The organism is Vibrio sp. sp1 (genome assembly GCF_016920955.1).
Classification (GTDB): domain Bacteria; phylum Pseudomonadota; class Gammaproteobacteria; order Enterobacterales; family Vibrionaceae; genus Vibrio; species Vibrio alginolyticus.
The window spans coordinates 89,767-111,422 of record NZ_CP060590.1; the positions used below are offsets into that span (position 1 = coordinate 89,767).

The 21,656-nt window shown below is 45.4% G+C and carries 24 protein-coding genes; 9 read left to right on the forward strand and 15 right to left on the reverse strand.

Annotated elements, in window-relative coordinates; all coding sequences use genetic code 11:
• Positions 1 to 167: 167 nt before the first annotated feature.
• Complete coding sequence (locus H9L11_RS15870) at positions 168 to 2,855, forward strand: DUF2339 domain-containing protein (protein WP_205391258.1); 2,688 nt, start codon at positions 168 to 170, stop codon at positions 2,853 to 2,855.
• Between the two features lie 88 nt (positions 2,856 to 2,943).
• On the opposite strand, the gene H9L11_RS15875 is transcribed toward H9L11_RS15870, so the two are convergent.
• The 12 genes from H9L11_RS15875 to flgB are packed head-to-tail and all read right to left on the reverse strand — an operon-like array spanning position 2,944 to position 12,934.
• A complete protein-coding gene (locus H9L11_RS15875) occupies positions 2,944 to 3,984 on the reverse strand; it encodes a flagellin (protein ID WP_205391259.1) in 1,041 nt (346 codons plus the stop codon).
• A gap of 18 nt (positions 3,985 to 4,002) precedes the next feature.
• Positions 4,003 to 4,902, reverse strand: coding sequence for a flagellar hook-associated protein FlgL (gene flgL / locus H9L11_RS15880; protein WP_005373998.1), 900 nt, complete (start codon positions 4,900 to 4,902; stop codon positions 4,003 to 4,005).
• Positions 4,903 to 4,915: 13 nt separating this feature from the next.
• Positions 4,916 to 6,289, reverse strand: a complete 1,374-nt coding sequence (gene flgK / locus H9L11_RS15885; protein ID WP_005374000.1) for a flagellar hook-associated protein FlgK — start codon at positions 6,287 to 6,289, stop codon at positions 4,916 to 4,918.
• The gene (locus tag H9L11_RS15890; RefSeq protein ID WP_005384422.1) at positions 6,290 to 6,838 is read right to left on the reverse strand and encodes a rod-binding protein; all 549 of its coding nucleotides are present in this window, start codon (positions 6,836 to 6,838) and stop codon (positions 6,290 to 6,292) included.
• Positions 6,839 to 6,848: 10 nt separating this feature from the next.
• Positions 6,849 to 7,970 (reverse strand): flagellar basal body P-ring protein FlgI, encoded by a 1,122-nt coding sequence (locus H9L11_RS15895; protein ID WP_053307165.1) that lies wholly within the window; start codon positions 7,968 to 7,970, stop codon positions 6,849 to 6,851.
• Positions 7,970 to 8,641, reverse strand: coding sequence for a flagellar basal body L-ring protein FlgH (gene flgH, locus H9L11_RS15900; RefSeq protein ID WP_205391260.1), 672 nt, complete (start codon positions 8,639 to 8,641; stop codon positions 7,970 to 7,972). Before flgH ends, H9L11_RS15895 begins: the two co-directional genes overlap by 1 nt.
• 32 nt (positions 8,642 to 8,673) lie before the next feature.
• On the reverse strand, positions 8,674 to 9,459 hold the full coding sequence (flgG, locus tag H9L11_RS15905; protein WP_005374008.1) for a flagellar basal-body rod protein FlgG: 786 nt from the start codon (positions 9,457 to 9,459) through the stop codon (positions 8,674 to 8,676).
• Between the two features lie 24 nt (positions 9,460 to 9,483).
• On the reverse strand, positions 9,484 to 10,215 hold the full coding sequence (flgF, locus tag H9L11_RS15910) for a flagellar basal-body rod protein FlgF (RefSeq protein ID WP_064369422.1): 732 nt from the start codon (positions 10,213 to 10,215) through the stop codon (positions 9,484 to 9,486).
• Positions 10,216 to 10,227: 12 nt separating this feature from the next.
• Complete coding sequence (flgE, locus tag H9L11_RS15915; RefSeq protein ID WP_005374010.1) at positions 10,228 to 11,424, reverse strand: flagellar hook protein FlgE; 1,197 nt, start codon at positions 11,422 to 11,424, stop codon at positions 10,228 to 10,230.
• Between the two features lie 27 nt (positions 11,425 to 11,451).
• Positions 11,452 to 12,135 (reverse strand): flagellar hook assembly protein FlgD, encoded by a 684-nt coding sequence (gene flgD / locus H9L11_RS15920; RefSeq protein WP_005384410.1) that lies wholly within the window; start codon positions 12,133 to 12,135, stop codon positions 11,452 to 11,454.
• A complete protein-coding gene (gene flgC, locus H9L11_RS15925) occupies positions 12,135 to 12,569 on the reverse strand; it encodes a flagellar basal body rod protein FlgC (RefSeq protein WP_005374012.1) in 435 nt (144 codons plus the stop codon). Before flgC ends, flgD begins: the two co-directional genes overlap by 1 nt.
• A 2-nt stretch (positions 12,570 to 12,571) precedes the next feature.
• Complete coding sequence (flgB, locus tag H9L11_RS15930) at positions 12,572 to 12,934, reverse strand: flagellar basal body rod protein FlgB (protein ID WP_005374013.1); 363 nt, start codon at positions 12,932 to 12,934, stop codon at positions 12,572 to 12,574.
• 77 nt (positions 12,935 to 13,011) lie between these two features.
• Between flgB and flgA the strand changes: the two genes are divergently transcribed.
• From flgA to H9L11_RS15950, 4 genes are all read left to right on the forward strand, one after another.
• The gene (gene flgA / locus H9L11_RS15935) at positions 13,012 to 13,809 is read left to right on the forward strand and encodes a flagellar basal body P-ring formation chaperone FlgA (RefSeq protein WP_064369423.1); all 798 of its coding nucleotides are present in this window, start codon (positions 13,012 to 13,014) and stop codon (positions 13,807 to 13,809) included.
• A 136-nt stretch (positions 13,810 to 13,945) separates the two neighbouring features.
• Positions 13,946 to 14,227: a flagellar biosynthesis anti-sigma factor FlgM gene (gene flgM / locus H9L11_RS15940; protein WP_205391261.1), complete on the forward strand. Its 282-nt coding sequence runs from the start codon at positions 13,946 to 13,948 to the stop codon at positions 14,225 to 14,227.
• 20 nt (positions 14,228 to 14,247) lie between these two features.
• Entirely contained in the window at positions 14,248 to 14,685 is a 438-nt protein-coding gene (gene flgN, locus H9L11_RS15945; RefSeq protein WP_005374018.1) for a flagellar export chaperone FlgN, read from the forward strand.
• Entirely contained in the window at positions 14,666 to 15,412 is a 747-nt protein-coding gene (locus H9L11_RS15950; protein WP_054579235.1) for a lytic transglycosylase domain-containing protein, read from the forward strand. Before flgN ends, H9L11_RS15950 begins: the two co-directional genes overlap by 20 nt.
• Positions 15,413 to 15,846: 434 nt before the next feature.
• On the opposite strand, the gene H9L11_RS15955 is transcribed toward H9L11_RS15950, so the two are convergent.
• Positions 15,847 to 16,365 (reverse strand): NUDIX hydrolase, encoded by a 519-nt coding sequence (locus H9L11_RS15955; RefSeq protein WP_005374021.1) that lies wholly within the window; start codon positions 16,363 to 16,365, stop codon positions 15,847 to 15,849.
• A gap of 277 nt (positions 16,366 to 16,642) precedes the next feature.
• Here H9L11_RS15955 and H9L11_RS15960 point away from each other — a divergent pair, with 277 nt between their 5' ends.
• Together H9L11_RS15960 and H9L11_RS15965 are read left to right on the forward strand one after the other, a co-directional pair.
• Positions 16,643 to 16,909, forward strand: a complete 267-nt coding sequence (locus H9L11_RS15960) for a DUF333 domain-containing protein (protein WP_005374023.1) — start codon at positions 16,643 to 16,645, stop codon at positions 16,907 to 16,909.
• A 249-nt stretch (positions 16,910 to 17,158) separates the two neighbouring features.
• Positions 17,159 to 17,815, forward strand: coding sequence for a hypothetical protein (locus H9L11_RS15965; RefSeq protein WP_005374025.1), 657 nt, complete (start codon positions 17,159 to 17,161; stop codon positions 17,813 to 17,815).
• On the opposite strand, the gene H9L11_RS15970 is transcribed toward H9L11_RS15965, so the two are convergent.
• On the reverse strand, positions 17,805 to 18,647 hold the full coding sequence (locus H9L11_RS15970; RefSeq protein WP_205391262.1) for a YdcF family protein: 843 nt from the start codon (positions 18,645 to 18,647) through the stop codon (positions 17,805 to 17,807). The two genes, H9L11_RS15965 and H9L11_RS15970, sit on opposite strands and share 11 nt — an antisense overlap.
• Before the next feature lie 131 nt (positions 18,648 to 18,778).
• Here H9L11_RS15970 and H9L11_RS15975 point away from each other — a divergent pair, with 131 nt between their 5' ends.
• On the forward strand, positions 18,779 to 20,149 hold the full coding sequence (locus tag H9L11_RS15975; protein ID WP_017819764.1) for an L-serine ammonia-lyase: 1,371 nt from the start codon (positions 18,779 to 18,781) through the stop codon (positions 20,147 to 20,149).
• Between the two features lie 121 nt (positions 20,150 to 20,270).
• Here H9L11_RS15975 and H9L11_RS15980 read toward each other — a convergent pair whose 3' ends face one another.
• Positions 20,271 to 20,507 (reverse strand): hypothetical protein, encoded by a 237-nt coding sequence (locus H9L11_RS15980; RefSeq protein WP_054579233.1) that lies wholly within the window; start codon positions 20,505 to 20,507, stop codon positions 20,271 to 20,273.
• A gap of 248 nt (positions 20,508 to 20,755) precedes the next feature.
• On the opposite strand from H9L11_RS15980, the gene H9L11_RS15985 reads away from it, so the two are divergent.
• Entirely contained in the window at positions 20,756 to 21,631 is an 876-nt protein-coding gene (locus H9L11_RS15985) for a LysR family transcriptional regulator (protein WP_005384388.1), read from the forward strand.
• Positions 21,632 to 21,656 lie beyond the last annotated feature (25 nt).

Sequence of the window (21,656 nt, forward strand, 5' to 3'; positions counted from 1 at the left end):
GTCGAATTCATCATTACGCATTGAGTTTCATTATGTAGAATGATTTCTGAAGAAAGCGCGGAACCTAGCACTATATGAGGCTAAGGCATAGAGCATGAACTAAGCTTTAGCGTAAGTGCTCAAAGTTAAGAATCGTGGGTCACGCGACGTACGCAAGGAGAAATGGATTGTACGTAATACTAGCACTGTTCATGGCGTGTCTCGCCATCCTCATCGGAGTGAAAGCCGCCAACCGAGCTGCACTTTTAGAAAAAGAACTAACCAAACTTCGTGAGGAAGTCACATCACTACGAGCCAGTGTCCATGGGGGCTCAAACCAACAAGTACACCAACAATCCAGCATCGAAAAAGACACACCATCTGTAGCGACGTCACCTCACATAGAATCACAACAGAAAAATGTCTCATCCTCTGGGGAACATGATCCAGCTGCCAACCTAGACTTGGACCAGAGCGCTGCGAATCAAGGGTACGCCCAGATAAGAGAAGTGCAACTGGATGTTTTTAGTCAAGAAAATGAGTCATTCCTTCAGAGTAAAGTTCAGAGCCTGCTTAGCAACATCCAAGAAAATTGGTTGGTTTGGGTAGGCGCATTGGCCATGCTGATCGGTGGAGGTTATCTCGTACAGGTGATTGGTAGTCACATCCAGTTTTCGCCATTTATGCGAGTGTCCTTTGCCTTTGTGATCTCATTACTTATGGTGCTTGTTGGCGAGTGGTTTCACCGTAAAGAACAACAGAATCCGCAGCGGGCAGCACGAGCCCAAGGCTTTACGTATGTTCCTGCTGCCGTTACCGGTACGGGATTAACGGGCATTTACTGCACCGTCATTTTTGCCTTTGTGGTTTATCAAATGCTAACGCCAAGTATCTCGTTGATCATTTTGGCTTCAGCGGCATTTTTCAGTTTAGCATTATCATTGCGACAAGGGCCGTTAATGGCCGTGCTTGGCTTAATTGGTGGCTACACAGCACCACTGTGGATTGGAGGTAATGAACCCAACTACTTTTTGTTAGCCGGATACATCTGCGCAATTTCGTTCGCGGCGACCTTATTGATGCAAAAAGTGCGTAGGGCATGGATTACGCCAAGTATCGCGATTCCACATGTCATTTGGATGTTGCTGTTGATTGAGAGTGTACCAACAGAACGGTTGTTCTCGTGGCTCGCGATTTATCTCTCCATCACTTTGTATCTCATTTTCGCGGTTCCGAGAATGGGTTGGATGCTCAATCCTCGCTTTCGTCACTATCAAAGCAAGTGGACAAACTCGCCGACCGCTACCGCTCTCGCAACTGCTTTATTGACCTTTTCTGCCGTCACCAGAATGCCGGAGCTGAACACTCTACAAATGGCGTACTGTTATACGCTGCTTGTTGCGATCATCTGGCTACCAGCACTTCGTACAGGCTGGTCATTACGTGCATTTTTGCCATCTATTCTCGTCTCAGCAACCGCGCTGATTGTTCTTACCATCGCTTTTGATGCGCTGTATATGTTAGAGCGAGAAGCTAGCATTCTATTCGCATTGGCGGTGAGTATTGCACTGATCGGCTATCGAACATATTGCCAATCACTTAGTGACCGTTCGCAACTCAGTGGGCTGCTTCTGCTGGTACTGGCTCCCGCGATGAGCTTAATTACGTTGCTTTATGTTGACGAATTTATGCAAGGCTACCTGTGGTATTGGACTACCTTCTGCGCATTGATGGCCACTTACTATGTTGTGCTTGGTCAGCGTGCACGTTCGTTGGCATTAGAATGCTCTGCCGTTATGCATGCTTTAATCGTAGGTATCGCTTTTGTTTGGTTGAGCGATACTTGGTTAACAACAGCAATCTCAATACAAGTTGCGATAATGGCCTTACAGGCTCAAGTCGGGTTATTTCGACCTGCGAGTTGGGCGATTAAAGTGGCAATGGGAATACTGGTTATCCGACTCACGCTGCTACCTTTCATACCCGAATGGCAACCGGTAGAAGCCGGGCATTGGGCTTGGGTTCTTGTGAGTTATATGCCTTCTCTCTTCATCTTGTCTTATGCTCGTTCAACACTAAAACAAGTGGACCGAGAACTGACCAACTGGTTTGAAGGGGCGTTTTTACATGTATTCTTAATGGCATTGTTCACCCAAACTAACTACTGGTTAACGGGGCAATATGGTTACTTGGGGCACATCGACTTCACAAGTGCGGCAGTCTTTGCCAATCAAGCATTAGTTATGGGTTTGGTATACAGCTACCGCAGCCAATTTGCGCAACGCTTAAGCCGTATCTACGAAATCTATAGTTACTTGCTTTGGTGCGCGTTCGCTATATTGATTATTTTGCTTAATACGGCAGAATCGCCGTTGGTGACTGATAACGTCTCGGCACAAGCACTTCCCATCTTTAACATGCTGAGTATCGGCTGGCTGTTACCAGCTTGCATCCTGCTTATCGCAGCCTTTAAACGCTGGAATACGTTGCAAGTTCATCGATTTGCGATTGCTAGTCTAGGCTTTTTACTTGCAGCCATTTGGTTGGGGATGTCTATCCGTCAATTCTGGCAAACCACATCGATGATGCTGTATCAGCCAACCAGCATGGCTGAGTTGTTCAGTTATTCAGTGGCTGGCTTGCTCGTAGGTGGATTGCTGACTTGGCACGGCGTCACCCAACAGGGGCTGATGATGCAGCGTGTCGGTCTAGTGGTCCTTGCCTGTGTCGCACTGAAAGTATTCTTATGGGATGTGAGCTCTCTGGATGGGTTCTGGCGAGCGATAAGCTTCTTAGGCTTAGGTGCGTCTTTGATAGCACTTGGATGGCTATTCCAGAAATTGAATCGTTCGGTGGCAAAAGCACTCGAGCCCTAGACGAGTCGAAGAGAGATTCCCGACAGTGCGCTGTTTTCGTTATTGGGGGACGATAACAGTGTAAAGCCGGGAATCATTGGAGTGTTCGTTACTTCAGTAAAGCGACCACAGTATGACGACGCACGTTTGCTTGCGCATTCAATGCCTGAAAAGTCGAAGTAAACTCGCCAGACTTTTGCATGAATCCATCCAGTTTTGCATTCACCTCATTGACTGAAAGCTGTGCGGTTTTGGTTTGGATAGAACGCATTTGAGTATTCAGTTCACCATGAAAAGCTTTCGCTTCCTGCAAGCTCGTTTGAACTTGTTTCAGATGCTGATTTACTTTGGCAATCGTCTGCTTGATGCCATCGCGTGAGCCTAGATCAAACCCGAGCTCCGCAATACCATCTGGCTCAGACTTTAAGTTCAAAACGTTAGGCTGTCCCGCAGGGAATCGGTGCCCTTCCCCCGTTACCATCACCTTTTGCTGCATTTGTTGATAAGCGTTGTCTCTGGCTTCAAATAAAATGCTGCCATCATCGGCTAATGAGGCTCGCATTCCTAACGCAATCAAGCTGCGATCCAGCATTTTGACCGTTCGCTCACCGTCTGATTGTCCATCAAACTGAATCATCACCGCTTGACCTTGAGGAAAATCCAAACGGATTTGCTCGGCCTTGTCGCTTAAGCGATGAACATTCAAACCTGGAATAGAAAAGCGACGAATGTCCGCTTTATCCAGTTTTAAGTTCAGTTCGTTATTTAGGACTTTCTGGCCATCGAAACGTGCTTGCTCAACGACTTTTTGGATGGTGGCTTTAGAACGAACCAATGTATCCTGCAAACCAGGAACATTTTGTACGCCTTGATTAATAGCTTGCGTCAAACCACGTTTAATTTGCGTGAGCTCTTTGCCAATCACCTGCAGCGATTTGGACGCGATCTGAACCGCCGTGGCTTGCTGCTGACCCTGCGTAAGCTGAATACCAGATACAGAGTAGGCTGACGCAGTGTCAGCCTGAATTTGCGCCGGGCGCGGTTTAATTGCCGTACTTGAGTCTGCAGAACGGGTCGGCATGATAGAGGCTTGTTCTTGTCCACCTAAGCGTATGCTATGGGGTCTAACCTCTACTGTACTCATTACCATAAAAAGAACTTCCTAACCTTATAAACGGTCAAACAGCGACAAACCATCGATCTTCACATAGCTTGCTTGCGTTGCTTGCAAAGCGGCCATGTAATTACTCAATCGTACCGACGCTTCACCATAGTCCAGAGCAGAGAGGTCTCCAGATACTTTGTCAACGAACAGCTTGTTTTCACTGTGCGCGCCACCAACAAGATCTAAGTTGTTGTGTCGACCACCAATCTCAGTCATGGTCCCTAGTACGTTTGAAAAAGTATCGTCGATAGCGCTGATACTCGCCTCAACTTCAGCTCTGAAGTTGGCGGTAGGGCTCTCAAACTCTTTGATCAGCGCATCAATTTGGTTAAGCACGTTATGGCCTCCCCCAAGGTCCAATATTTCTTTTGCAGTCATATTGGAATCCATCGTGACACCTTTAGCAATTGTTACTACGCGCTTGTCACTATTACCTTCAATTACGTAGCTGCCGCTCGCTTTACTTACAGCCGCAGTATCCGTTTTAGTACCAGAGAAAAGGTAGTGCCCTTCTTCATCCTGCGCGTTAAAAGACGACTCAATAGAGTCACGGTAACTCTTAAGCTCTGTAATCATACCGCCACGACTTTCGTCAGTAAGAGAGCCGTTCGCACCCCAAAGCGCGATGTCTCGCATGCTTTTTAAGCTTTCTTTGATCGAATCTAAATGGGTTTCTTGACTCGATAGCGTCGTTTTTACGTTTTCAATGTTGTTTTTGTACTGAGCAATCGCACTGGTTTCTCGGTCTAAGTTAAGCAACTTGATCGAAGCCATTGGATCATCAGACAGCTTGGTTAAGCGCTTGCCAGTAGACATCTGTTGCAGAGCTTCGCCTAATCCCGCGCTATTGCTCTGCAAGCTGTGCAACATCATTTGACTAAATTGATTGTCACTAATTCGCATCTAAACTTTCCTCTTAGAATAACTGCAGAATAGAATCGAGCAGTTGATTTGCTGTGCTGATCACTTTCATGTTGGCATTGTGCGCATTAGCAAACATCATTAGGTTAGCCGCTTCTTCATCGCTGTTTACGGAACTAACATTATCGCGAGCTGCGTGCGCTTGCTTGTTCATGGCTAACTTCGCTTGATAATCAGCATTAGCTTGGCGTGCTTTAATTGCGGTTTGACCCACCATTGAACTAAAGGCATCGTTCAAGCTTACTGAGCCGTAACCTGATACCGCCACTGGCTTGTTGCTTAACTCGATCAATGATTGCAACGCATCTGCGTTACCAGGTGTTCCATCACTTGAGAACGCAAGCTCATCTGGAGTTAGCTTGGTAATATCCAAACTGGCTGCAGGGTTTGCTGGGTCATAGCTGAACAAAGGTTTACCTGGGTTGCCATTTAAGTCTTTGCCAGTCGCAAGCACGGCGTTGTATTCATCCGCGAGAGCTTTCGCCATGTCATTCAGAGCCAATTGGTTTGGTTTCAACACTTCGGTTTGATAGTCATTAATCGCACCTAATTTGCCACCAAGCGAGTCACCAATCGCAAAACTTTGATTCGAGAACGTGACGTGTAAGTCCGCCAAGTAAGGATCACTCGGGTCAGGAATGGCTTCCAGTTTGCCATGGTCCGTACCCATCACAAGCGGTTGACCAGAGGTTAGTGTGACCTGAACACTGCCGTCATGCTGCTGTGTTGTTTTGATTTCAATGGTTTGAGATAACTCACCGATTAACCTATCTCGTTCATCCATTAACTGTGATGGGTTACCACCTGTACCTTGCATCTCTACCAGTTGCTTGTTCACCTTCGCGATATTTTCCATAAGGCTATTCGCGTGGTTAAGCGCTGCATTACGTTGATCGCTCATGTCTTTATGTTGATTGTATAAAGATTCGGTAAGCGTATTAAAACGGCGGGCCAAAGCTTCAGATTCGTTAATGATCTGCTGGCGGTAAGGTATGGATTCCGGCTTAACGGTCGCATCGTTAAGCGCAGCGTTTAGCGAGTCCAAGCCAGCCGATATACTGAAACCATCGGCACCAAGCGTATTCTCCAGCTGACTCATGTTACTGGTGTATCCAGATGCGTATGCCGCCATACTGTTAGTCGACCACGTTTGCTTAATCAGAAATTGATCAGTAACGCGGCGAATGCTAGTGACTTCTACCCCTAAACCTGGACTTAAGCGATTGGCTTTACCATCATCGACAGACGCCATCAACGCTTGTTGACGACTGTAACCCACGGTATTCACGTTTGCCACGTTTTGCGCGGTTACGTCTAGGGCCACACGGTTCGCGCCTAAACCTGAAAGGGCAATATTAACTAGGTTCATTTACAGCTCCATTTTTCTGATCAACGGCTGAGAAAACGCGGTAGTCATACCGGCCTCACCGAATACCTGTTTAACAGAGGCGACGGCTTGAGAAGCGGTATTAAATAGGCTTGAATTCTTCTCCACCTCTTTAGAATCTACTTGTGAGATAGATTCAGAATTCGAACCTTTACCATCGTTAGCGGATGAGATGTTGCGCGCAGCATCGAAAGCAACCTCACGCATAGACGGGCTCAGCTGCTGGATGAGCATATTGGCAATGCCTGAGCTCTGTTTCTTTGCTAGTTCCATCGCCAGCTGACCGTCATACATATCACGGAATACCCCTTGTTGCTGACTGGCGAACGGGCTGTCTTTATCAGCAAGAGCATCACTACTGCTGCGCATTTGGCGTAACACCATTTGTAGGAACATTGCCTCAAATTGACCTGCGACGACTTCAAGTGCGCCTTCTTGATCACGACTATGCTTGATGTTAGCCAATGCACTATTGTCGTGATAAAGCATCGAATTTAACTGAGTTTGTTCATTGGTACTGTCTAGCTTCATCCTTAACTCCTTATATCACGACCAATTCAGCGTTCAATGCACCCGCTTCACTCAAAGCTTGCAGGATAGACATCAAGTCTGTAGGCGTGGCACCTAAACTATTTACCGCATTAACTATGGTGTTAAGTTCCGTGCCTGGAGGCCAAATCACCATCTGAGCGAGATCTTCATTCACATCAAGGTCCGTTTGGTTAACGACTTTCGTATCGCCATTTGCAAACGCATTAGGCTGACTAACTTGTTGTGATTCAGAAATTCGCACGGTCAAGTTACCGTGACTTACTGCTGCTTCACTCACTTTGACACTCTTACCGATCACTACGGTGCCAGTGCGAGAGTTAAAGACAATACGAGCAGGTTTACGGCCTTCAACGACGCTCATTTCTTCAAGCATCGACATCATGACGACACGCTGCTGTGTATCTTTTGGTGCACGCATATCAATGCGCGCTTTATTGATCGCAACTGCAACTTTAGGTCCAAAAGTGTTGTTAATTTCACGCGCAATATTTTTTGCTGTAGTGAAGCTAGGCTTGCGCAGGTTTAGGGTGATTTCATCACGTTGGTTGAAATCGGTTTTGATTTCTCTCTCTAAAGTCGCACCATTCGGAACGCGACCCGCCGTTGGTGTGTTTACTTCTACTTTGGAGCCACTTCGCCCCTCTGCAGATAAGCCGCCCACAACCACGTTACCTTGCGCAATCGCGTACACTTCGCCATCAATACCACGTAAAGGCGTTAGCAATAACGTACCACCGCGAAGGCTCTTTGCATCACCGATTGAAGACACAACCACATCCAACGTTTGTCCTGGGCCTGCCATTGGGTCAACGGACGCTGTCACACTCACAGAAGCCACATTTCGTAGCTTAGGGTTCATACTGTCATCAATTTGAACCCCAAACTGACGTAGCATGTTGGTAATAGATTGAGAGGTAAATTTCACTTGGTTTCGGTCACCTTGGCCGGCTAAGCCAACTACCAAACCATAACCAACCAGTTGGTTTTCTCGAATGCCGCGAACATCGACCAAGTCCATGATCGGAATTTCCGCTTCAGCACGTGAAGTGCCTGGTAGTCCCAAGGTCAACACCAATAGGAGAGACATAAAGAAAGATTGCATTGTCTTCATTAGAAAGGTACCCATGGGCTGTTGAAGAACTGAGTTAGCCACCCGGCTGCGTTGCTGTCAGCTAGCGCTCCGCGACCTGCGTAGGTAATTCTTGCATCAGCAATTCGTTGAGAAGAAACTTGGTTACTGCGGTTAATATCATCCACACGGACGATACCGGTTAGACGAATAAACTCGTCGCCTTGATTCAGACGAAGCCATTTTTCACCGCTGATACGCAATACGCCATTAGGTAATACTTCGTGTACCGTTACCGTAATGGCACCTTGAAGCTTGTTGCCTTGTGAACTTGATGCACTGCCATCGAAGTTACGTTTGCCATCCACGCTAACCCCTAACTCATCGATAGTTTTCGTGCCTATGGTCGGCGCCACAAGGTTAATTGCTGAACTTTTACCGAACTTAGTACCCGCATTTTTACTCGATGAGGTTTCTTCTGATAATTGAACCGTTAATACATCGCCAACTCGGTAAGCACGACGATCCTGGAACAGAGTCATCGTGTATTGGTGACGATAAAGGCTACCAGATTGGGTTTCCGGCAGCGTGTAATCGAGCGTTGGTGGTGCATATTCCTCAGCATTCGGCTCAGGCGGAATAAATTCCTGACGGCCAGCACATCCCACCAGCAACACGGCGGCTACTGCCCAACTCTTAGAAAGCCATTTCATTGCTTTTTCCTTCATCATCACCAATTTCATACTTACATTGATTGCGAAACAAACTTCAGCATGTCATCTGCAGCAGAGACCACTTTCGCATTCATCTCATACGCACGTTGAGTGGTGATCATGTCGACCATCTCTTCTACTACTTGTACGTTTGACCCTTCCAGTGCACCTTGCTTGATAATGCCGGCGCCATCAGCTCCTGCAATCAGCTCATCAGCTGGACCGCTGGCTTCCGTTTCACGGAATAAGTTGCCACCCATGGCCTCTAAGCCGGCTGGATTGATGAATTTTGCAAGTGTAATTTGACCAAGCTGCTGAGGTGTTGGATCGTCTGCTGTTGTTGTAGTCACTGTGCCATCAACACCCACAGAGAAAGAGACCGCATTGTCTGGGATCTGGATTTGAGGCTCTAAAGGCAGGCCCTGACTGTTCACCATTAAGCCTTCTGAGTTTCGATGGAACTGACCATTACGTGTATACATGATCTGTCCGTCCGAGTTTTCTATTTGGAAGAAACCCTGACCCATTACAGCAAGATCCAACTCTTGCGTTGTGTTTTGGGTATTACCTTGCGTGAACACTTTTTGTGTGCCAACAACGCGAACACCGCTACCTAGCTGAATACCACTTGGTAGTTCGTTAACTTGGTCTACTTGTGCGCCTGGTTGACGCTGAATGCTGTAGAAAAGATCTTCAAATACGACTCGGTCACGCTTAAAGCCAACCGTGTTTACGTTTGCTAGGTTGTTAGAAATGGCAGTCATCTTCGTGTCTTGCGCTGCCATGCCTGTCTTACTTACCCATAATGCTGAATGCATTTTTTACTCCTTGCGGGGCGAGACTTAGCTCGCCGCCATTAATTTGTTACCAGCTTTTGCTAGAGTTTCCGCCGTTTTCATCATGCGCACCTGCATTTCAAAGTTGCGCGTCAGCGACATCACACTAACCAATTCATCAATAGCAGATACGTTACTGCCCTCAATGTGCTCAGGAGAGAGTTGCACGGTTTCATCTGCCGCGAATGGCACGCCATCTACGCTGTGCAGCAAGCTATCGCTCTCTTTTTGCAGTTGATTAATTTCCGGTTTAACCAACTTCAAAGTGCCTGCCACAATTTCTGCGCCGCCACCTGGTGGGATCACTGAGACTTGACCACGCTCGCTGATTTCAATCTTTTGATAATCCGGCACAACCAAAGGACCATTTTCACCGAGGACAGGGAACCCATTGATTGTTAGAGCGCCAAAAGTATCGACCTGAATATTGCCTGCACGGGTGTAAGCTTCGTTACCCGCTGGGGTTTCTACAGAGAGATATCCCTCCCCCATAACCGCAACGTCCAACGGACGTCCTGTTTTCACAATATCGCCAGCGTCGAAACGTGTTGAGGCAGAGTTGGTCACAACCATAGTGCGACCATCAAAACCTGGGCCTTGCATCTCTACACTACGCACACGCTCCATATCCGCTCGAAAACCCGCAGTATCAGCATTTGATAAGTTGTTTGAACGAACGTGCTGCGCTTTAAGAACTCGGCTGGCACCCGACGTTGCCGTAAATAACAAACTATCCATGCAAAACTCCCATTACACCGCGTTAAACAAAGCTTGAGTAAGCTTGTCGCTGGTAGAAATTGTCTTTGCGTTTGCTTGGTAGTTGCGTTGTGCAGTCATTAGAGCAACAAGCTCGCTGGTTAAGTCAACGTTAGAACCTTCTAATGCACCCGGAGTTAGGTCACCCATCGTACCTGAACCCGGAACACCCATAATTGGAGCACCTGAGCTAAAGCTTTGAGTCCATGATGTTCCACTCACTTTCGCTAAGCCTTGTGTGTTTGCAAAATCAGCAAGAACAACCTGACCTTGTAGCTGTGATTGGCCGTTAGTGTAAGTCGCGTAAACCATGCCGTTACCTTCAACGCGTACACCTGCAAGTTCACCTGATGTGTAACCGTTTGGGCTATTAGTACTTACGCCAAAAGCTGCACCAAATTGCGTGCTGCCTTTCAGGTTAATGTCTACACTCATCGCGTTCGCGCCTGCTGCAGGGAATGAAACATTAAACGGCGCAGTTGGTGCTGAAAGCGAGCCGTCTTTACCAAACGTTACAGGCACAGTTGCTACTGGCGTCGTACCGCCATCTACTTGAACGTTCACTTCCCACGAGTTAGAAGCAGTCTTAGTAAAGTACTGAGTTACCGTGTGCGAGTTACCCAATGAGTCGTAGACTTTTGTTGTGTAAGACGAGTTAAATGAGCTTGGATCTTTTGGATTGAATGGCGTTACGGCTTTATCAATAACAGACGCGCTTGCGTCGAAGTTCGCAACAAAATCTAAGCTGTCTGTTGCTTTAGCATTCAGCGAGGAAGTCGATACCTGAATATTACCCACAGAGCCTGTCATTAGGTTGTTGTTGCTATCGACACTGTAACCTTGAAGCTTTGCACCGCTGTTAGCCGTAACAAAGTTGTTCTTATCCGTTGAGAACACACCTGAACGTGTGTACAACATTTGACCCATATTATCTTTAGTAACAAAAAAGCCACCGCCATTAATAGCTAGGTCCATCGCACGGCCAGTTCCTGTGATACTGCCGTCTTTGTCGAAGTTCTGTGAAATTGACGCGACTTCCACACCACCAGGTTGCATGCCGTTATATACAGCGGAGAATTCTGTGCGGCCACCTTTAAAACCATACGTTGATGCGTTGGCAATGTTGTGACTGATTGTGTTTAGCTCTGTGTTGGTCGCGTCCAGACCACTTAGTGCGATGTTAAAACTCATAAATAGACCTCTGATTTCCGTATTTGGTTAAGCACCAAACTGAGTGATTTGATAGAAAGGAACGTTGCCAACGCCATGGACATTGACTAATGCTGCGCCACCGGTATTAGGAATGCGCACTTGCTCAACAGTGCCTGCCATCAGCACATTTGGACTTGCTTGCCCTTCTTGCACTTCTACGGCCACTGAGTATTTGCCTGGTTTAAGACCAAGTTCTTCAGGATTAATTGAAAAGTCGACGTCACCTTTGCCGTGAGCACCTAGTGGCACTTTAGTTGATTGACCAAATTCATCTTTAACAACTAACGTGACTTGGTTTGAGCTATGAGCGAGTTCGATTTTTCCGTTTTGTACGTCTTCACCAAGCTGAAATTCATCCGCATTGACGTAAACCGTTTGCCCAACAAGGCCCGCTGTTGATAGCACTTGCATGTTGTCCAGTAACACCATGCTCTGTTGCATTGTCTTAGACATATTCTCGGTACTTTGTACCTGCGAGAACTGAGCCAATTGACCAACGTATTCCGTACCATCAAGGGGATTAAGTGGGTCTTGGTTTTGAATTTGAGCCACCATCAAAGAAATAAACTCATTCTCCAATGAAGAAGCGCTGTTCATGTCTTTAGGGTTTGGTGAGATACCGTTGCTGTCTTTTGCTTTTGTATTTACTGGAGCGTCAGACGATAAAGGGGTGTATTGTGCAATACTCATTAGCTGCCCTGCCCTAATCTAAGCAGACCTTGCTGCATACTTTTTACATTGGCTAATACTTCAACATTCGTTTCGAAGCTGCGTGTTGCGGACATCATGTCTGCCATTTCAGCAACTACATCAATATCTGGGTAAAACACATAGCCTTCATCATTAGCCAGTGGGTTGTTCGGCTCAAAACGCTTCTCTGCATCTCCCGCATTTTTAACAACGTCAACAATGCGAACTTCTGCATTGGGATAAGCTCCATTTTCTGTTGTCATTTGCGTTTTTTGGTACACAGTCGCAAATACTGGCTTAAGCGCTTTATAAGCATCTTCTGGATTTGCAGATACTGCATCTGCGTTTGCTAGGTTACTGGCTACCGTATTCAGACGCACAGTTTGTGCTGTCATCGCGGAACCAGTGATCGAGTAAATATCAGTGAATGACATAATTAACGTCCCTCAATCGCTTTCGCTAAGCCATTAAATTTCATGTTGAGAAACGTCAGGCTAGTTTGAAAGTCCATGTTGTTTTGCGTGAATTTTGCTTGTTCAACACCAAGCTCTACGGTGTTGCCATTTTTGCTATTCTGGTAAGGCACCGAGTATTGGGCCTGAACCTGGAACTTTGGCACCGGTTTGTTCACACCACCTGCCGTTACTTGGTTCATTACGGTGGTGAAACTTAGGTCTTTCGCCAAATACCCAGGGGTGTCAACATTTGCTAGGTTACTGGCGAGGACTTTGGTACGCTGAACGCGAAAATTAAGTGCCTCTGGATGTACTCCTAAAGCATTTTCAAATGTGATCGCCATGCATCTTCCTTACAGTTGGCTCGAATACGCCAACATACAAACAAGATACGTGCCATAAAAAATAGCCATATATATCAATGATTTACAAACAAGGATGGAAGCCAAACTTCCGGTTCTCGGAAAGCATTAAAAACAAGAGGAAAGTGTCCACTTCCTCAACAATAATGCTGACGTTACTCGCTTTGACATCAGAACAAGCATTCGCCAACACCAATGACAAAACCCTAAGCGTTGAAGAGATAAGGTCCGTTGTAGCAACGGATTTCGAACAAGAGGTGGATCGCGTAGCGCTCTCCAATCAGTGGGGGAAGTACAAACTGGACTTCGACATGTGGGTGCCCGGTTCCGCCAATCACTTGCCAGAATGTCAATCGCCTTTAGTTATCACAGGTCGTGACAACAACACGTTGCCAGTCGGTAACCTCAAGCGCTCAGTCAGCTGCGACAATATCGCATCACCATGGCGAATTAACGTTACGATAAAGTCTTCGCTGACTCTGCCTGTTTTGGTCGCGACAACCACGGTTGGCCGAAATGAAGTCGTAACGGCTAAACACATAAAGCTTGAAACCCGAACCATCTCTCGCCAAGACGATTTTTATACTCGCCCCGAGCAAGCAGTAGGCTTAGAAACCTCTCGTCGTTTGAGGGCTGGACAAGTGGTTAATCCATCCAATTTGTCGGCCCCACCTCTAATCGAGAAAGGCAATGAAGTCATAGTCATTGCGAGCAAAAATGGATTTAGTGCCAGCACAAAAGGAGTCGCCTTAGAAGATGGAGCGAAAGGGCAACAAATTGACGTGGAAAACCCAAGTTCGGGCAAGGTCATAAGAGCAGTCGTAACTGGATTAAACCAGGTTCATACTCAATTTTGATTTTTTGACTCGGGGTAACATTTTTTAATTTTGGCTCTCGTCAGTAACACTGAACTTCGAGTACAAAAAAAATATTTAATGTTTATCACATTCTAACCGCCTACTTAATTTAGAACATGATGATGAGGACCACAGCATGAAAATCGACAAAGTCGCGGGCGGTCATGTCCCACAAACAAAATTACAGCAAGCAAGCAAACAGCCTGTCGACGTCGTCGAACAGAGCAAAGTACAAGAGCCTGCATTTCAAGCGAATACCGTAGCGATAGATCGCGCTCAAGCTGAAATGGCATCACTACCTGATGTTGATATGGAAAAAGTAGAACAAGTACGCAACGCATTAGCGCGTGGTGAACTTAGCCTAGATACAAAAGTGCTATCCAAGGCAATCATGCAGTTCCATACAGGTCACGAGTAATAAAACGCTAGGAAGACATCATGGCAAGCGCAGTATCGCAGCGAATTCAACAATTTGTTCGCTCTATATCTGAGGATATTAAGCTTTATCAACAACTGCTTCCTTTGCTGCAGCAGCAAAAGGTATTGTACTTAAAGTTTGATGGAGAGGCACTGAACGACAATGTTCAGAAACAAATGCCGATACTCAATAAACTCAGCCGCTCCGCCAATGACAGAAGCCAGTGTATGCGAGCGCTGGGGTTAGCGTGTAATGACGCCAGCGTAAAACGAATTTTCAATGCTTTGCCTGCCCAAATAGGTATGCAAGCTAGAAAACAATGGGCGCTATTGGAAACGTTGGTAAGTCAGTGCCAACAATACAATCAGAGCAATGGCCACAGCTCTGCGGCGTTCCATGAGTTGGTCAGTCAACTCAAACAACCTGTGCAACACACTTATGAAGATAAATCGTTCTAAACGATGTTCGTCTTGCCTACAGATTCAGTCGCCATCTCGGCTGAGTACTGTAGGCCTTTTTATTTTTATTGCCTTTCTGTCCTACCTTCCATTCACATGCCAGGCAAAACCAAATGCTGTCGATATTCAAACGCAGTATCAAGTATTAGCCCCATACAAACCACAAATTGCCAAGCGTCTCGATTCATCCAAACCGGTAATTAACCACATTTTCAAACAGCTTCAAAACCACTCATTACCAAATAGCCTAGCCTTAGTGCCAATGTTAGAGTCTTCTTACAATCCCAAAGCCGTTTCTCATGCTAACGCCGCCGGACTTTGGCAATTGATACCAACCACAGCGAAACGATTCGGATTAACGATAAATACAAAACAAGACGATCGCTTTGACACAGAAGCCAGCACAACGGCCGCGCTCAAGTACCTGGCGTTTTTATACAACAAATTCGATCAAAATATGGCTCTCACTTTAGCTGCATACAATGCCGGAGAAGGACGTGTTGCACGTGCTATTCAGCGAGCAGGAAGTCGAGATTTCCAACAACTCACGCTGCCTAACGAGACTCGCCAATATGTCAGCCGCTTCTATGCATTGGAAAAGTTGATAGATATCGGTCAGTTACAATCCTCATCATTTCAACCTTTACTCTTATTTGCTCCAGACGCTCCTATGATTTCACAACCGCTGGTCGACTTTAGCCGACTGCCTCCGCTAGTTAATTTGTGATAAAAGCGACGACAGAGCTCAATGTCAGAGAAACGTAAAATCACAAGATCCTGTTCGGCGGATTTGAAAACTCGTGATCTCTATGCAAACGTGTGCAAAAAAGTTGAGGTAAGGTATCTCAAAGATAAGAAAGAGTAGTGGTTTACTAAAAAGCGCCCCAATTGCGCTTGGCAATTGGGTAGATATGCGTCACATTGCGTTTGCAAAAAACATGAAAACCAATGGTCAGACCTAATAATTATTTACACACTAAATGTAAAACAGCTATTGTTTTCATAGTTCGAAACAAATCTAACATATCAAGATGACGCTTCGCTTGCGCGTCTGGAATAAGTCCGGGTTCCGGGGGGGAGTCCGGACTTTTTTATTGCTCTAAAATCTTTGCCCACAATAGAGCCAACAGAAGCTAAGTCGTAATGATGCAAACTAGCTGTTTATAGTAATTCTTTAGAAATCAACTGAAGTAAAAACGTTTCGCGCTCAATGCTCATGCCTTTTTTCGGGCTTTCTGCCATCGTTTTTTCATTGTGTGCAATTGCTTCGTGTATGTTCATCCATACCGGGCGCATTCCATTTTTAACTTCGTAATCTTCATACGCCGTTTCGCCTAGCTCACGTTCGATTTTACATGTATAACAATACGACACCATGTGCATCACGTCAGCGTCATCCTTGTACCACGGACGAAACTCCTCAAAGATTCCGAAAGGCTTAATACCATGTATATTTTGGGCGCCCGTTTCTTCCTCTAATTCACGGACTAATCCAGCAATGACATCTTCACCATCATCAATACCACCGCCTGGTAGCGTGTAGTCATGGTAACGTTCTGTATAGAGCAACAGCACATCTTCACCATCAAGTACAATGGCTCGCGCTGCATTGCGCTGAAAAACAATTTTGTCATCCAAATGCTCTATGTCTGGATGAACGGTCGATTTTAAATGTCTCATCGAAAATACCACGGTCAATGTTTTGTGCGCATATTACCGAATTTCACACTTTAAATCATTGTTGTAGGCCAAGTACGTTCGAGCGCTTGTCAGGAAGTGATTGATATGACCTTCACAACAATACGCCAAGAACAGAAGTGTGACGTGCTAATCAGCAATAAATGAGAATATCTAAATTCTTATACGTCCCTCTTACTTTTAACATCGATAAGACAATAATCTCTTAAAGTTGCCTATAATCAATACAATACTCGCCCACCCCATGCGGAGATAAAGAATGAAAAAGACAAATTTAATGATGGCTATGGCTGCAACATTGGTACTGGCTGGTTGTTCAACTTACGAGGGAGCGACCCGATCAACTGAGTATACCTCCGTTGCAAATCCCGCAGCCGTATACTGTGTTCAGCAAGGTGGTGAGCTGGATACCGTGTCGGAAAACGGCGAACGTGTCACTTACTGTGTGCTGTCGGACAATGAACGCGTCGAGCAATGGGAATACTATCGCGAGAATCACAAAGAAAATGAGGGTGACAACTACTAATTATTTTTGTCGATACGTCACCTTCCCTCTATCACTTAGGAGCCTTTTGGCTCCTTTTTTATTTGATTTATCAAAGTGTTCTTACGTTGTTTTTACATATCCCTGACTTTACCGCACATCGACCCTATATCGAACAGTGTTCTATTCTTGACATTTCTCTGACATAACTTTCCACTTGGACAATAAAATTCCAAACACAGATCACACTAATTCACATTTCTTCCACATTTTCTGGGACAGGTGAGCAAGATGAAAACACAAATAGTAAAAGAAGCCGAGTCAGCCCCAAGCAACGTTGTTACTGAAAAATCAAAGCGCATTATTTATAAATCGAGTTTAAACGCCTTGATGATTGTCGCTATCAGTATTCTCGTTAACCTTAGTCTTCGTCTTGATTATGTCGTGTTGGGATCAAGCCTTGGCGAGCTTTCCGTTACAGAAACGCTCCAGCTTGTGATGCTTGCTATTGCATCATGGTCGTTTTTCAGCTTATCGAAACAACAGCCTCAGCTAAAGCATGCGGCTATTTTGATTGCAGGATTTTTTGCAGTACTTATTATTCGCGAAACGGACTATTGGACAGACATGATTCATCATGGCTCTTGGGTTTTCCCAGCACTTGCTGTCACCGCACTGGCTTGCGCCAAAGCCTACCAAGGTGGTAAAGGTACCATGAACGAAATGGCGACCATTTTAACGGTGCCACATATGAAGCTATTAGTAGGCGCTGTGATGCTATTATTAGTCTTCTCTCGTTTGTATGGTATGGGCAGTTTTTGGCAACAAGTGATGGATGAAAATTACATCCGTGATGTTAAAAATATCTCAGAAGAAGGTATAGAACTGCTTTGCTACTGTTTGATCGCATTAAGCGCCGTCCGTACAAAACGCGAGCTTAATGAATAGACTCAGGATCAAAGCGACGGTTCAATGCAGTCAGTATCGGATGGAAGATACTTAATGCCTTTTCCGCAGCACCTACAGATTCATCCAAGGCCGTCATTTCGACGGCCTTTTTCATTTCTTCAATATCTTGCAAAGCCTCTTTATCGAGCGGGAAAGAGAGCAATTTGTGAATAGCATCTCTTGCGATCATAAGTGGCTTTTTTCGGACAATTGATAAATCTCGGAAAAATACGCCATGCTTGACCCCTTCTAAATAAACTCGGTAGGTTGTGAGTTCATCGAGTAGCAAGAATGTCTCCGCCATAAGCCCTTTATGTGGGTATGGCACGCTAATATGTTTGCTGATATCCAGTGGAATATTGAGGGTCACCCCCATGGATTCGCAATCGGATTTAAGTACTCGTAATAAGCCTTGCTCATCCATCAAATTCTGGGTATCAATGATTCGTTCGAGGTGGTAGTCATTAGACAGCAAGATAACCTCAACCGGATGCCCCAACCATAACTCGAACAACCCACTTTTGCACAAAACTTGGGAAACATAACGCATGTTTTGAAACGTGTTCAACGACTCCGTTTCTAAGAGTATATGACGTTCAGGGAACGGATTCACAGAGTCTGCGTTTAGGGTTCTAAAATACGCGTACATCGCCTCTGCTTCAGAAACACTTTGTCCTTGCGTTACTCCGCCACAAAAAATAATCGCCGTTCGCTCTGTCGGTAGTGATGCAGTCCTACAAGACAAAGCTTCGACTCTTGTTATGCCCTCAGAGGTCAACCTGTTATTGACGAGGCGTTTACCTAAAACGATGACGATGTTGTCTAACTTCATTTTAAAATCTCGCGCTTAGTTGGCAGTGTTACAAAAATCTTCTTTCACTCCCGACCCACAAGCTTTAACATCTAGTTAACAACACTGTTCTAGAGACCTTTATAAAGGTTCACTGCTAAAGGAAGTCAATTATGCTGTCGATTTTCGATATATTTAAAATTGGTGTCGGGCCATCCAGCTCCCACACTAATGGTCCTATGCTTGCCGGATTCCATTTCACTCAGCTAGTTAGCGACTCTATGGCGAAAGTGCATCGGGTGCAAGTGGACCTTTATGGCTCATTGTCACTGACAGGTCGAGGGCACCATACAGACCGAGCCACGGTCCTTGGTTTGATGGGAAATAAACCTGATACCATCAAAATGAGCAGTGCCAAAAGTGCGCTACAAAATACCATAGACAATAATACGCTCATGCTCGCCGGTACACACCAGATTGAGTTTAGCTACGACCATGACATCGTCTTTCATAGCGACAACCTTCCCTTGCATGAAAATGGCATGACGATTACGGCATTAGACGCTGCTGGAGATCAAGTCGCGTTTGAAATTTATTACTCCATTGGGGGCGGATTCATCGCCACCGCCGACGAACTAGAGAACGGCACGCAACAAGATGAGGTCGCAGTACCATTTCCGTTTACATCCGCAGATGAGATGCTGGAAAAAGCCGAGACGAACGGTTTCAGCTTGGGAGGCATGATCCTCCAAAACGAACTCGCATTTCGCTCAGACGAAGAAATTAACCAAAGAGCAGAGCAAATTTGGAAAGTGATGTCGCTCTGCATGCAACGTGGCTTCGATACGGAAGGGATTTTGGAAGGTGGTCTAAATGTCACTCGTCGAGCACCAAACCTTTTGAAAAAGCTCGAAGCCAACGCTGCAGTTGAAAACGATCCGATGGAGATCATGGATTGGATCAATCTCTTCGCCTTTGCGGTTAGTGAAGAAAATGCAGCAGGAGGGCAAGTCGTCACTTCTCCAACGAATGGTGCAGCAGGGGTGATTCCGGCGGTATTGATGTACTACCATCGCTTCATCAAAGAGCTCGATGTTAAACAGCTAAAAGACTTTCTCGCAGTCGCCGGCGCTATCGGCATCTTATATAAAACTAACGCGTCAATTTCTGGTGCAGAAGTGGGGTGTCAGGGAGAAGTTGGGGTTTCTTCATCCATGGCTGCCGCTGGCTTAACAGCGCTAAGAGGGGGCAGTAACGAGCAGATTTGTATTGCTGCGGAAATTGCGATGGAGCATTCATTGGGTATGACTTGTGACCCGATTGGCGGCTTGGTTCAAGTACCTTGTATTGAAAGAAATGCCATGGGAGCAATGAAAGCGATTAATGCATCGCGTATGGCATTAAAGCGCACAAGTAAATGTTTAATTTCTTTAGATAAAGTTATCGAAACCATGTATCAGACTGGTAAAGATATGAATAAAAAATACCGTGAAACCTCTTTGGGGGGCTTAGCTGTCATTCATATGGCACCGCCATGCGAATAATGGCAGGTGGTCATTGCGCTTAGCTTCTCACCATACGCTTATCTGGTAATTATGATCTGATGATATTACATATAGAAATGCCGCGTTCTTCGCGGCATTTTCTTAACAAGAAACTATTCGATTAATCACGTCGACCACGAAGTTCAATTTTTTGAGTTGCAGCATCCGAATGGATTGTTACACCGCCATAGGCCATTTCATTGCGACCCTTCAGCGTCAATTGAGAATCTGAACGCTCTACGTCAACCTGATTTTTCGTTGCCATCGTCATATCAATCGTGCCCGTGTATGACCCATCACCAGCAAATGCTACGTTTGTTGAGCAAACCATCAAAACAAGTGCGATTAGTTTTTTCATACATCACCTCTATTATCGTTCTTACTTTCTGTCGGTGGAAAAACTGTAACAACAGAAACGCGCTCATACGAGGAAAGCCATTATTTACCAAATGGAAATCCATGCTAATAAACTGATGTAACCAAGAATAACTTATCGTTACCTTCAATAAATCAGGGATAAGGCAGCAACTTAAATTGACCGAGCGTTGTCTTTTCTTAAGAAATTCAGCGATATGATTTGTCGACAAAAGCCAAGCGAGACAATGTATGAGCGTTAATCTGGATATTCAAAATATTTTGGTATTAAAACGGATGTATGAGTTACGTAACGTCCGGTTAGTCGCAGAATCACTCGGTAAAACGTCAGGAGCAATCAGCAAAAATCTGACAAAGATGAAAACTCAGCTCAATGATCCGCTATTCGTTCAGACCAAAAATGGCTTTGAACCAACAGCTTTTGTGGAAGCGAACATTGCGCATTTTGAGCAAATAATCAACAGTATTGATTCCATCAAACCACAGCATTTTTCACCAGCTCATTTTGACGGTTCAATCACTATTTATGCCAACACATTGTTTTGGGAGTACTTTGGTGACAAGTTTTACTTGGAGTTACTAAAGCACGCCCCAAACGCAAAATTCTCATGTTTGCGCTGGGGTAGCGAAGCAAAAAAACGATTAATTGACGGTGAAAACGCCATTGCGATTCATTACTTTGATGAAGATCTGCCACAGTCAATTGTTCAGACCGAACTAGGGCGAGGAAAAGCGGTATTTTTTGTTCGACAAGATCATCCCGCTCAAAACTCCCAAGAACTAGAAGAATACCCTTTTATACTTTTTAAAACGCCGGGATGGAACGACTACCGATACCCAGTGTTGGAAAGGCTCAAACATATGGGTTTTAGAACCACACCTAAAGTGGAAATTGAGCATCCAGCGATGATTCAAAAAGTGCTTCTGCAAACGAATCATTTTGGCATAACGATGAGTGGACATGTTCCTAAGGGTTGCCGGAGTATCGCGCTTCCTGCTGGGCTAGAGCTTGATGTTCGCTACGTGATGAGCTGTCGTCGCTCTCAACAGCAAGCTCCGGTAAATCAGTGGTTATTAGATGTCATTAAGCATGTCGCTCAGTCCTAGACTGATGACTTGCTACTGCTAATAA

Bases quoted from the DNA above. Each gene is read 5' to 3' on its own strand.
- H9L11_RS15875 (WP_205391259.1), bottom strand. From the start codon at position 3,984: ATGGTAATGAGTACAGTAGAGGTTAGACCCCATAGCATACGCTTAGGT.
- flgL (WP_005373998.1), bottom strand. From the start codon at position 4,902: ATGCGAATTAGTGACAATCAATTTAGTCAAATGATGTTGCACAGCTTG.
- flgK (WP_005374000.1), bottom strand. From the start codon at position 6,289: ATGAACCTAGTTAATATTGCCCTTTCAGGTTTAGGCGCGAACCGTGTG.
- H9L11_RS15890 (WP_005384422.1), bottom strand. From the start codon at position 6,838: ATGAAGCTAGACAGTACCAATGAACAAACTCAGTTAAATTCGATGCTT.
- H9L11_RS15895 (WP_053307165.1), bottom strand. From the start codon at position 7,970: ATGAAGACAATGCAATCTTTCTTTATGTCTCTCCTATTGGTGTTGACC.
- flgH (WP_205391260.1), bottom strand. From the start codon at position 8,641: ATGAAATGGCTTTCTAAGAGTTGGGCAGTAGCCGCCGTGTTGCTGGTG.
- flgG (WP_005374008.1), bottom strand. From the start codon at position 9,459: ATGCATTCAGCATTATGGGTAAGTAAGACAGGCATGGCAGCGCAAGAC.
- flgF (WP_064369422.1), bottom strand. From the start codon at position 10,215: ATGGATAGTTTGTTATTTACGGCAACGTCGGGTGCCAGCCGAGTTCTT.
- flgE (WP_005374010.1), bottom strand. From the start codon at position 11,424: ATGAGTTTTAACATCGCACTAAGTGGTCTGGACGCGACCAACACAGAG.
- flgD (WP_005384410.1), bottom strand. From the start codon at position 12,135: ATGAGTATTGCACAATACACCCCTTTATCGTCTGACGCTCCAGTAAAT.
- flgC (WP_005374012.1), bottom strand. From the start codon at position 12,569: ATGTCATTCACTGATATTTACTCGATCACTGGTTCCGCGATGACAGCA.
- flgB (WP_005374013.1), bottom strand. From the start codon at position 12,934: ATGGCGATCACATTTGAAAATGCTTTAGGAGTACATCCAGAGGCACTT.
- flgA (WP_064369423.1), top strand. From the start codon at position 13,012: ATGATTTACAAACAAGGATGGAAGCCAAACTTCCGGTTCTCGGAAAGC.
- flgM (WP_205391261.1), top strand. From the start codon at position 13,946: ATGAAAATCGACAAAGTCGCGGGCGGTCATGTCCCACAAACAAAATTA.
- flgN (WP_005374018.1), top strand. From the start codon at position 14,248: ATGGCAAGCGCAGTATCGCAGCGAATTCAACAATTTGTTCGCTCTATA.
- H9L11_RS15950 (WP_054579235.1), top strand. From the start codon at position 14,666: ATGAAGATAAATCGTTCTAAACGATGTTCGTCTTGCCTACAGATTCAG.
- H9L11_RS15955 (WP_005374021.1), bottom strand. From the start codon at position 16,365: ATGAGACATTTAAAATCGACCGTTCATCCAGACATAGAGCATTTGGAT.
- H9L11_RS15960 (WP_005374023.1), top strand. From the start codon at position 16,643: ATGAAAAAGACAAATTTAATGATGGCTATGGCTGCAACATTGGTACTG.
- H9L11_RS15965 (WP_005374025.1), top strand. From the start codon at position 17,159: ATGAAAACACAAATAGTAAAAGAAGCCGAGTCAGCCCCAAGCAACGTT.
- H9L11_RS15970 (WP_205391262.1), bottom strand. From the start codon at position 18,647: ATGAAGTTAGACAACATCGTCATCGTTTTAGGTAAACGCCTCGTCAAT.
- H9L11_RS15975 (WP_017819764.1), top strand. From the start codon at position 18,779: ATGCTGTCGATTTTCGATATATTTAAAATTGGTGTCGGGCCATCCAGC.
- H9L11_RS15980 (WP_054579233.1), bottom strand. From the start codon at position 20,507: ATGAAAAAACTAATCGCACTTGTTTTGATGGTTTGCTCAACAAACGTA.
- H9L11_RS15985 (WP_005384388.1), top strand. From the start codon at position 20,756: ATGAGCGTTAATCTGGATATTCAAAATATTTTGGTATTAAAACGGATG.